This is a genomic window from Micromonospora sp. AMSO31t, assembly GCF_008868175.1.
In the GTDB taxonomy this organism is placed as follows: Bacteria; Actinomycetota; Actinomycetes; order Mycobacteriales; family Micromonosporaceae; genus Micromonospora.
This window is the reverse complement of record NZ_WBKT01000032.1, coordinates 36,987-46,032: the sequence shown is the minus strand read 5'-3', so window position 1 is coordinate 46,032 and position 9,046 is coordinate 36,987. Positions and strand designations below refer to the sequence as shown.

Genomic DNA, 9,046 nt, shown 5'->3' with positions numbered 1-9,046 from the left:
CGCCGACGGCGCGGCGGGGCGGGGAGCGTCCGCGCCGCCGGCCGCCAGCGCGATCGGCGCGCCGATCAGCACGGCGGCCACCACGCCCGCCGCGCCGAGCGTCACCGTGGTCCGCCGGCGGTTCCGGAACCGGCGCTCCGCCGGGGTCAACTGGTCCTGCACTCTGGGTGCCTCCTCGGCAAGGTCGGAGAGGGTGGTGCGGATGAGGTCCTCGAAGGGCGTGGTCACCGCCGTACCTCCAGGAGTTCGACGTCCGGCATGAGCTGGCGCAGCCGTGTCACCGCCCGGTGGGTCCGGCTGCGCACCGTGCCGACCGTGCAGCCCAGCGCCTCGGCGACCTGGGTCTCGGTGAGGTCCTCGTAGTAGCGCAGGACCAGCACCGTGCGCTGGGCCGGCGGCAGCAGCCGCAGCGCCGCCCGCATCGCCAGGCGTACGTCGATGCCGCCGCTGGGGTCCGGCTGGACCGCCTCGGCGGCCCCGGTGAGCGCCGTCTCCCGGCGTCGCCGCAGCCGCCGCCACCAGCTCACCTGCTCCCGGTACATGACCGTGCGGAGGTAGCCCTCCGGGTCGGCGTGCCGCAGCGTCCGCCACCTCGGGATGGTCTTGGCCAGCGCCGACTGGAACAGGTCCTCGGCCGCGTGCCGGTCGCCGGTGAGCAGGTACGCGACGCGCATCAGCGCCGGCGTGCGGCTGGTCACGAACTCGGCCAGCCGGGCCCGGTCGTCCTCGTCCACCCACCCTCCCGCTCGTCGTCGTCACCAATACAGACGCCCCAGCTCACGCCAGCTATCCCTGGCGTGGCAACGGATTCCGGCGACGAAAGTGTCGGTAGTGGTCGGTACCGTCGCGCCACCAACTCAAGAAAAGGTGCGGGGCATGGCGAGCGTGGCCGGGCGGGGTGTCCGCTGATGCGGTCGGGGCGGGCACGGCTGGACGCGGCGGTGGTGCAGGGCTTCTACGACCGGATGCGGGTGGTGGCCCCGGCCGCGTACGGGGCGATCGAGCGGGACCGGGCCGACGACCCGGGGCGGGCCTTCGCCGACACCGCGTGCGGCCGGTTGGTCAGCTCCCTCGACGCGCCCGGGCTGCGCGCGCTCGGCATGTGGGCCCACCACTGGTGCATGCGCTTCTACGACGACGACACGCGGGTCGGCCTGCGGCTGGTCCGGGAGCTCGCCGGCCGGGCCGGGCTGGGCTGGACGGTCGACGAGGTGCGCTGGCTGTTGGACCAGTCGCACGCGGCCGCGCCGTCCGCGGCGCACCGGTTCACCCTGCCGCTCGCGGCGGCGGCGGAACTGCCGTCCGGGGCGCTGCCCGAGGGCGTGGCCGCCGACGTCCCGCTCGACGACTGGCGCCGCCTGCGCGCCGGCTGACGGGCGCCTCCACCGGCCGCGGCCGCCCCGGTGAGCTGACCCGGCAGCGCCGGCTGGCCGCCCCGCTCGCCCGGCGTGGTCCGTCCGGAAAGCTGGCCGAGCACCATGGCGGCGACGGCCACCGCGAAGCCGGCGAGCTGGGTCGGGTTGAGCGCCTGCCCCAGCGCCAGCCAGCCGAGGGTCGCGGCGGTCAGCGGGCTGAGCGCGCCGAGCACCGACACCCGGGTCACCGGCAGCCGGGCCGCGCCCCGGAACCACAGCGCGTACGCCAGCGCGGTGCCGACCAGCCCGAGCCACGCGTACCCGAGCAGGGCCGGCCCGTCCGGCGCGGGCGGCGCGCCCTCGACGGCGGCAGCGACCGGCACGATCAGCAGGCCGCCGGCGACGAGCTGCCAGCTGGTCGCGGCGAGGGTGCCCACCCCGGGCGGCCGGCCCCAGCGGCGGGTGAGCACCAGGCCGGCGGCCATGGCCGCGGTGCCGGCCAGGCCGGCGGCGACGCCCAGGGGGTCGAGGCCGGCGCCGGGCCGCAGCACCACGAGGGCGACCCCGGCCGGGGCGGCCAGCGCGGGCGAGCAGCGCCGGCCGGCCGGGTCGGTCCCGGAGCAGGGCGACGGTGAGCGCGGCGACCAGCAGTGGCTGGGCGGCCCCGAGCACGGCCGCGGTGCCGCCGGGCAGCCGGTACGCGGCGACGAAGAGCAGTGGGAAGAACGCGCCGATGTTGAGCGCGCCGAGCAGGGCGGCCCGCCCCCACCAGATGCCGCGTGGCAGCCGGCGGGTCAGCGCGAGCAGCAGGAGGCCGGCTGGCAGGGCGCGGATCGTGCCGGACCAGAGCGGCCGGCCGGCGGGCAGCAGCTCGGCCGTGACCAGGTAGGTGGTGCCCCAGACGGTCGGGGCGACGGCGGTGAGCGCGATGTCGGTCCAGCGGCGGGTCACGACGGATCCCCTTTCCTCGGTGCTAAGTAGCTTAGCGCTAAGCTAGTCAGTGCCGAGGGAAAGCGGAAGTGCGAGGTGGGGCACAATCGACAGCCGTGGCAACGGACGACGTGGACCTGATCGTCGAGCAGTGGCGCCGGGAGCGGGCCGGCATGCGGCCCGAGCCGATGGCCGTCTTCGGCCGCATCTACCGGCTGGCCCGGCTGGTCGGCGACCGCCAGGAGAAGGTGTACGCCGGCTGGGGCATCGGCCGGGGCGACTTCGACGTGCTCGCCGCGCTGCGCCGGTCCGGCACGCCGTACACCCTGGCGCCGAAGGCGCTCGCGGCCGCGCTGATGCTCACCTCCGGCGGGATGACCGGCCGGCTCGACCGGTTGGAGCGGGCCGGGCTGGTCCGGCGCTCGCCCGACCCGGCCGACCGGCGGGCCCTGCGGGTCAGTCTCACCGACGCCGGCCGCCGGGTGGTCGAGGAGTCGGCCGAGGCCGGGCTGGAGGTGCAGCGGCGGGTCCTCGACGCGCTGCCCCCCGCTGACCAGGACCGGCTCGCCGATCTGCTGCGCACGCTGCTCGCCGCGGTCGAGGCGGATCGGGCAGGATGATCTCCATCAGCACCGACCGGAAGGACGGCCATGCCCGCCAGTGAACCGACCATCGTCGCCAGCAGCATGGGTTTCTTCAGCCGGCACCGCGGCCCGTGGGACGCCCGGCCCAGCCAGCTCTTCGACCTGATGGCCGAGCTGGCGCAGGCCGGCGAGGCGCCCCGGGTCTGCTACCTCAACCAGGCGGTCGGCGACCAGCCCACCTCGTTCACCGTCTTCTACGGCGCGTTCGCCGGCACCCGATTCCGCCCCTCCCACCTGGCGCTCTACCCGATGCCCAACGTCGAGGACATCCGCGCCCACCTGCTCGGCCAGGACATCATCTGGGTCGGCGGCGGCAGCGTGGCCAACCTCTGCGCGGTGTGGCGGGCGCACGGCCTGCCGGACATCCTGCGCGAGTGCTGGGAGGCCGGCGTGGTGCTGGGCGGGGTCTCCGCCGGGTCGATCTGCTGGCACCTCGGTGGCGCCACCGACAGCTACGGCCCCACCCTGCGCCCCTTCACGGACGGGCTCGGCTGGCTCCCGTACGGCAACGGCGTGCACTACGACAGCGAGGACCAGCGCCGGCCGCTCATGCACCGGCTCGTCGCCGACGGCACGCTGCCGACCAGCCACTGCACCGACGACGGGGTCGGGCTGATCTACCGGGGCACGCGGCTGGCCGAGGCCGTGGCCGACCGGGAGGGCGTGGCCGCGTACGAGCTGGCCCGCGCCGAGGACGGCACCGTGCGGGAGACCCGGATCGAGCCCCGGCTGCTGCCCGCCCGGCCCGCCTGACCGGTTCCCGCCGCCAACCGCGTAAGCTGGCTCGTCGTGAGTCTCACCATCGGCATCGTCGGCCTGCCCAACGTGGGCAAGAGCACCCTGTTCAACGCGCTGACCAAGAACGACGTGCTCGCGGCGAACTACCCGTTCGCCACCATCGAGCCGAACGTCGGCGTGGTCGGGCTCCCCGACGAGCGGCTCGCCACGCTCGCCGAGATCTTCTCCTCGCAGAAGGTGCTGCCGGCGCCGGTCTCGTTCGTCGACATCGCCGGCCTGGTCCGGGGCGCCTCCAAGGGGCAGGGCCGGGGCAACGCGTTCCTGGCCAACATCCGCGACGCCTCGGCGATCTGCCAGGTCGTGCGGGCCTTCTCCGACCCCAACGTGGTGCACGTCGACGGCAAGGTCTCCCCGGCCGACGACATCGAGACGATCAACACCGAGCTGATCCTGGCCGACATCCAGACGCTGGAGAAGGCGCTGCCCCGGCTGGAGAAGGAGGCCAAGCTCCGCAAGGACCGGGCCGCCGCCGTCGAGGCCGCCAAGAAGGCCGTCGAGGTCCTCGACGGCGGCACCACCCTGTACGCGGGCGCCGCCGCCGCCAAGATCGAGCTGGAACACCTTCGCGAGCTGCACCTGCTCACCACGAAGCCGTTCCTCTACGTCTTCAACGTCGACGAGGCCGAGCTGGGCAACGCCGAGTTCCTCGACGAGCTGCGCGGCCTGGTCGCCCCGGCCGAGGCGGTCTTCATGGACGCCAAGATCGAGTCGGAGCTGGTGGACCTGCCCGAGGAGGAGGCCCGCGAGCTGCTGGAGTCGATCGGGCAGTCCGAGCCGGGGCTGGACCAGCTCGTCCGGGTGGGCTTCCGCACGCTGGGGCTCCAGACGTACCTGACGGCCGGCCCGAAGGAGGCGCGGGCCTGGACCGTCCCGGTCGGCGCCACCGCGCCGGAGGCCGCCGGGGTCATCCACAGCGACTTCCAGCGCGGCTTCATCAAGGCCGAGGTGGTCTCCTACGCCGACCTGGTCGAGGCCGGATCGATGGCGGCGGCGAAGGCCGCCGGCAAGGTCCGGATCGAGGGCAAGGAGTACGTCATGCAGGACGGCGACGTGGTGGAGTTCCGCTTCAACGTCTGAATCCGGCGCGTTCCCGCAGGTCAGAAGAGTGTGCCCTCGCTCTGGGGCACACCGGGGGCACAACCCCACGCCTCATCGACCGCCCGACGGGTGCGCTCCTCCGAGTCCGGCATCAGGTGCCCGTACGTTGACAGGACCAGGGTCGCGTTCTCGTGCCCCAGCCGTTCGGCGACCGTGATGACCGACTCGCCCTGCATCAGCAGGACCGAGGCGTAGTGGTGGCGCAGGTCGTGGGTCGTGATGCTGTCCGGCAGGCCGGCTTTCCGGACGGCCGCGCCGAACGTGAGACGAGGACGTGGCGCTGGCGAGGGCACGGCAAGTAGGTGCGGCAGGGCGCGCGGCGGGTGTGGGCGCGCTGGCCCTCGCGGCCCTCATGATGGCGGGCGGCTGCTCGGGAGCGGCAAACACTGCGGAAGAGGCGTCGCGGCCACGCACAGCGTCGCCGTCTCCAGCTGCGGCGATACGTGTCGTTAAGCCGGAGAAGCTGCTCAGCGGCTGGCCGGAGTCGACAAGCGGGACGTTGCGCGATCAGGCCCAGCACAACACAGACACCTTCAAGCCGTTCCTCGACGGTGAGGCAACCAGCGAGGTCGGCGCCGCCTACGCCCTCCTCGATAACAGCACCACCATCCTTGTCAGCGGGGTGTCCGGCAAGGTCACGGATCCCAAGGGAAGCCTGGACAAGATCTTCGCCGCTCTGCCGAAACTGTCCGATATCCAGCCCATCCGACCAGGGCCGATGGGCGGCGAGGCTCGCTGCGGCAAGGGTGAGACCCAGGACGTCAAGGTCCACGTCTGTGCATGGGCAGACAACCGCACCATCGGCATGGTGACCCAACTCGGCTCGTCAGCTTTTTCACCGAACAAATTCGTGCAGGCTCGATCCCAGATCGAGCGGCCACTCACCTAGCGAGTCTGGCGGTTGGACTCCTGCCGAAGCGCCTCCGTGAGGTCCCGCCACGTGCCGGCCGAGGTCTTCATCATCCGGTCGACCATCGACCGGGCAGATGCTTCGTCGCGGAAGTCGTACGACACCTCTTGCCCTTCGTCGCCGCCGATGCGGCCGCGGACTCGCCAGAGCCGGCCGTCGGAGAGCAGTCAGATGTCACGCTGGGCCATGCGGCCCCAAGACCCGTTCCACCAGCGCCCGTGTACCTCCACCAGGGCAGCCTACTCGTACAGGTGTACGACCGGCCGGCTGTCGGCGATGTCGAGTCTCAGGACCTGCGTGACAGATCGATCTCAGGACCCGGTTTACACCGCGCTAGGCGATCTTGCGGTTCTGTTACGAGGTCTTCGTCTCGGCGTGAGGCAGCGGTAGGTCGATCTTCGCCGGCGCCCCGTCCGGAGACGTGAAGTCGAGTGTCAGGCGACGCGCCGTCGCTGGCGGTGGTGGCCGAAACCCCCAGTGCAGCGCCCACTCAGTCCCCATGCCTCCAAGCTGACCGGAGATCAGGCGATAGGGCGTGCCGACATCATCGGAGACCGCGAGAGAGATCCTCTTGAACTGTTCGGCGGGCCACGGCGGCGGCGGGGCGCCGTGCTCGGCTCGCTCCTCCCACTGCTGATACGAGGCCAGATAGTGTCTGAGCGCTGTCTCCCGAGGTGGGCCGGGCTCAGCGTCGAGCCTCACCTCGATGTGGTTGGCCACGCTCACCTGAACAAGTTCTGCGCGCACCCCAGCGACCCGACCCACGAGCACCGGGCGCGCAAGTGGCAACCGGATTCGCGGGACCTGGCGAACCGTCACGAGGTAGACGTGGTCAGAATCGTGGTAGTCGACATGGAAGGTCCCGTTGTCAAGCCGGTCGACAGAGCCAGCGCGAGGCACGGACTCCGAACCAGGTGGCCGGAAGAGCGCTCTGATCACGTCTTCGAGGTCCGTCATGCCCGACACGTTAGCCACCGTCATTCCCGGAGACTCTGCGGAACGCTTGTCACGCAGGTCCCGATACCGATCTGTCACGCAGGCCCCGAGACTGGGCAGCCGGCTGCCGGCGAGGTTGTTTAAATTTCTGTACGTCTCCAAGGCGGCCCGTAACGGGCCGCACGCGCCGCCGCCTGGGCGCGCGCCGGCCGCTGCCGCTGTCGCTCTGCGGCCGTCACGCCTGACGCCCGGCGGCTGGCGCGGAGGGCGGGAAGCCCGGTGGGCCGCCGCAGAACGACAGGACCGTTGATTGGTGAGGAGTGGGCCGGCAGCCGGCCGGGCCGCGCGGCCACGAGCCCGCGCGGCGTAGGGGAGCGCACGCCGGCCGCGTAGGCGAGCTGGCGGCGATCGCGGGGTTGCGGCTACTGCGCCTCCGGCGGGGGCGCTCGGGCTCCGAGATGGCTGCAAGCCCGTCGGCGAGTTGCGGTCCGTGGGTGGTTGCGCAAACCATCCCGCCAGCCGACGACCCGGGCGAGCCGAGCACACCACCGCCCGACCCGCCAGCGTCCGTCCGTGCGTCAAGGCCGCCTTGACATGGCGGGGCGGGCGGCGGCCCGCTCCCAGGAGGGCGGGTCGACGGCAGACGGGATGGCAACACCGCTCCGGGCTGCTGCCGCCGGTTAAAGCAGGGTGGCTGTGTCTGTCAAAGGCAGGACTGTTCTTGTGAATGTTGCAGAGACCTCCACCAGTGGCATTACCGCAGCGCTGGCCATTCTTCTTCCGGGCACCGCACTGCACTGCGGGATCGTGGACGTGGCACAGCCCCGACGGGCGCGGGTTGATGGGACATGGCTCGCCGCTGCGGGTGGTTGCGCGGCAGTGGGAAGCCGCAGGTGGTTCGGGTGCCGCCGCAGCAACGGCCGCGTCTCCCTCGGCGCGGGAATAAAGGAGACGGCCGGCGACGCGGCGGCGGGTGGTGGAGATGTCGACCAGGGCGACCGGATGGGGCACGATCCAGGTTCGAGGGCTACCCCAACGAACCCAGACTGCGACAGCTCCCGCGTCGGCTTCGCAAAGCAGTTTGCGCGACGACCACTGCTTGTCGGATCTGTCGATCTCGACGGCGATCGGTGGGGCTCCTAGGCGCTCACAGACAACGTCGAGGTAGCCGGGCCGATCTGGATGGGAACCGGGCAGGCCCGCGATGCTCGGTACTTCCCGTCGGACGCGCCAACCGTGTGCAACGCCCCAGTCCACGACGCCTCTCATCAGTGCCGCGGTCACTCGTGGTGCTGACCAGTCAGTGAAGGCGAGGGGCCTGAGCCACTTGGTCAGGGATTCGGCTGCCCGTGACGAGCGAAGCGCCAGATCCATAGAAAGAGACTAGCGTCTCTGTGTGACGGAACGGCTACTGCCGGATCTACCCTGTGACTGGGCATAGCCGGTGGCAACGCGAGGGGGTCCAGTGGTGGGATGGATGCAGTGGTTGATCGCGGTGGGGCTGGTCATTTTCGTTGGTTGGGGCATCGTCTTCTGGATCATGCAGCGTCGTGCGGGGAGCCACAAGGCACATTACTCAGATGGTTGCGCGAAGCCCCTGGTTGAGCAGGGGTACCGCACCGACGGGTCTCGGAAGAACATCCTTCCGCGACCCGGGGATGGCGAGGTCGACGACCTGGAGCACCTTCTCGAACATCGGAGGGAGCGCGGGTGAGTCACTAGGCCGCTAGGAAGTCCGATTCCCTCCCCTAGAACGTCGGCATGGCTTAGATTTTTGACGACCTTGTGCTGAACAGCAACAAGCAACGACGAGCGTGGGGCACACGACGCTGTCAACGTCGTTAACCAGCCGCGAACGGCTGGCAGGCTGAGACACCGCATGAGCAGGCGCTGAGGGTTGTTTCGCTGATGGCGGGACAGCAGCTCTTAGTTCCGCCAGAACGTCTGACGACGTTCAGCCCTGGGCCGCCAGGTCGGCGAGGAGCGCGGTAACCCTGCTCTTGATGTCGTCGCGGACTTGGCGGACGACGTCGATGGGTTGGCCGGCGGGGTCGGTGAGTTTCCAGTCTTCGTAGCGTTTGCCGGGGAAGACGGGGCAGGCGTCGCCGCAGCCCATGGTGATGATGACGTCGCTGGCTTCGGCGGTGTCCCAGGTGAGTCGGGCCGGGGTCTGGTCGGTGATGTCGATGCCGACTTCGCGCATGGCCTCGACGGCGACGGGGTTGATTTGGTCGGCGGGTTCGGAGCCTGCGGAGCGGACTTCGATGGTGTCGCCGGCGAGGTGGCGTAGCCAGCCGGCGGCCATTTGGGAGCGGCCGGCGTTGTGGACGCAGACGAACAGGACGGTGGGCTTGTCGCTCATCGGTGGGTTCCTG

Annotated in this window: 10 protein-coding genes and 3 pseudogenes; 6 read left to right on the top strand and 7 right to left on the bottom strand. The window is 71.2% G+C overall.

What is annotated here, in order from left to right; translation table 11 throughout:
* Both F8274_RS10550 and F8274_RS10545 read right to left on the bottom strand, forming a co-directional pair.
* A pseudogene (locus tag F8274_RS10550) lies at window positions 1–228 on the bottom strand (hypothetical protein); the annotation flags it as partial.
* Window positions 225–734 carry a SigE family RNA polymerase sigma factor gene (locus F8274_RS10545; protein ID WP_151462107.1) on the bottom strand — a complete coding sequence of 170 codons (510 nt, stop codon included), beginning with the start codon at window positions 732–734 and terminating at the stop codon, window positions 225–227. The pseudogene F8274_RS10550 and the gene F8274_RS10545, both read right to left, overlap by 4 nt.
* Before the next feature lie 174 nt (window positions 735–908).
* Between F8274_RS10545 and F8274_RS31875 the strand changes: the two genes are divergently transcribed.
* Complete coding sequence (locus F8274_RS31875) at window positions 909–1,373, top strand: hypothetical protein (protein WP_225853713.1); 465 nt, start codon at window positions 909–911, stop codon at window positions 1,371–1,373.
* Between the two features lie 158 nt (window positions 1,374–1,531).
* Here F8274_RS31875 and F8274_RS31870 read toward each other — a convergent pair.
* Both F8274_RS31870 and F8274_RS31865 read right to left on the bottom strand, forming a co-directional pair.
* Window positions 1,532–1,840, bottom strand: a pseudogene (locus tag F8274_RS31870) (EamA family transporter); the annotation flags it as partial.
* A gap of 166 nt (window positions 1,841–2,006) precedes the next feature.
* Window positions 2,007–2,306: pseudogene (locus F8274_RS31865) on the bottom strand (EamA family transporter); the annotation flags it as partial.
* Between the two features lie 95 nt (window positions 2,307–2,401).
* Here F8274_RS31865 and F8274_RS10535 point away from each other — a divergent pair.
* From F8274_RS10535 to ychF, 3 genes are read left to right on the top strand one after another with little or no spacing between them, the layout of a single operon-like run.
* Window positions 2,402–2,905, top strand: a complete 504-nt coding sequence (locus tag F8274_RS10535) for a MarR family winged helix-turn-helix transcriptional regulator (protein ID WP_151462106.1) — start codon at window positions 2,402–2,404, stop codon at window positions 2,903–2,905.
* 30 nt (window positions 2,906–2,935) lie between these two features.
* On the top strand, window positions 2,936–3,682 hold the full coding sequence (locus F8274_RS10530; RefSeq protein ID WP_151462105.1) for a peptidase E: 747 nt from the start codon (window positions 2,936–2,938) through the stop codon (window positions 3,680–3,682).
* Between the two features lie 36 nt (window positions 3,683–3,718).
* Entirely contained in the window at window positions 3,719–4,804 is a 1,086-nt protein-coding gene (gene ychF, locus F8274_RS10525) for a redox-regulated ATPase YchF (RefSeq protein ID WP_151462104.1), read from the top strand.
* 20 nt (window positions 4,805–4,824) lie between these two features.
* On the opposite strand, the gene F8274_RS10520 is transcribed toward ychF, so the two are convergent.
* Window positions 4,825–5,118: a tyrosine-type recombinase/integrase gene (locus F8274_RS10520; protein WP_225853712.1), complete on the bottom strand. Its 294-nt coding sequence runs from the start codon at window positions 5,116–5,118 to the stop codon at window positions 4,825–4,827.
* Between the two features lie 32 nt (window positions 5,119–5,150).
* Here F8274_RS10520 and F8274_RS10515 point away from each other — a divergent pair, with 32 nt between their 5' ends.
* Window positions 5,151–5,714, top strand: coding sequence for a hypothetical protein (locus F8274_RS10515; RefSeq protein WP_151462103.1), 564 nt, complete (start codon window positions 5,151–5,153; stop codon window positions 5,712–5,714).
* A gap of 375 nt (window positions 5,715–6,089) precedes the next feature.
* Here F8274_RS10515 and F8274_RS10510 read toward each other — a convergent pair whose 3' ends face one another.
* Window positions 6,090–6,692: a hypothetical protein gene (locus F8274_RS10510; RefSeq protein WP_151462102.1), complete on the bottom strand. Its 603-nt coding sequence runs from the start codon at window positions 6,690–6,692 to the stop codon at window positions 6,090–6,092.
* 1,456 nt (window positions 6,693–8,148) lie between these two features.
* Here F8274_RS10510 and F8274_RS10505 point away from each other — a divergent pair.
* On the top strand, window positions 8,149–8,385 hold the full coding sequence (locus tag F8274_RS10505; protein WP_151462101.1) for a hypothetical protein: 237 nt from the start codon (window positions 8,149–8,151) through the stop codon (window positions 8,383–8,385).
* Between the two features lie 240 nt (window positions 8,386–8,625).
* On the opposite strand, the gene F8274_RS10500 is transcribed toward F8274_RS10505, so the two are convergent.
* Entirely contained in the window at window positions 8,626–9,033 is a 408-nt protein-coding gene (locus F8274_RS10500) for an arsenate reductase ArsC (RefSeq protein ID WP_151462100.1), read from the bottom strand.
* Window positions 9,034–9,046 lie beyond the last annotated feature (13 nt).

Coding starts and splice junctions, on each gene's coding strand:
- F8274_RS31875 (WP_225853713.1), top strand. CDS start 909: ATGCGGTCGGGGCGGGCACGGCTGGACGCGGCGGTGGTGCAGGGCTTC.
- F8274_RS10530 (WP_151462105.1), top strand. CDS start 2,936: ATGCCCGCCAGTGAACCGACCATCGTCGCCAGCAGCATGGGTTTCTTC.
- F8274_RS10510 (WP_151462102.1), bottom strand. CDS start 6,692: ATGACGGACCTCGAAGACGTGATCAGAGCGCTCTTCCGGCCACCTGGT.
- F8274_RS10505 (WP_151462101.1), top strand. CDS start 8,149: ATGCAGTGGTTGATCGCGGTGGGGCTGGTCATTTTCGTTGGTTGGGGC.
- F8274_RS10500 (WP_151462100.1), bottom strand. CDS start 9,033: ATGAGCGACAAGCCCACCGTCCTGTTCGTCTGCGTCCACAACGCCGGC.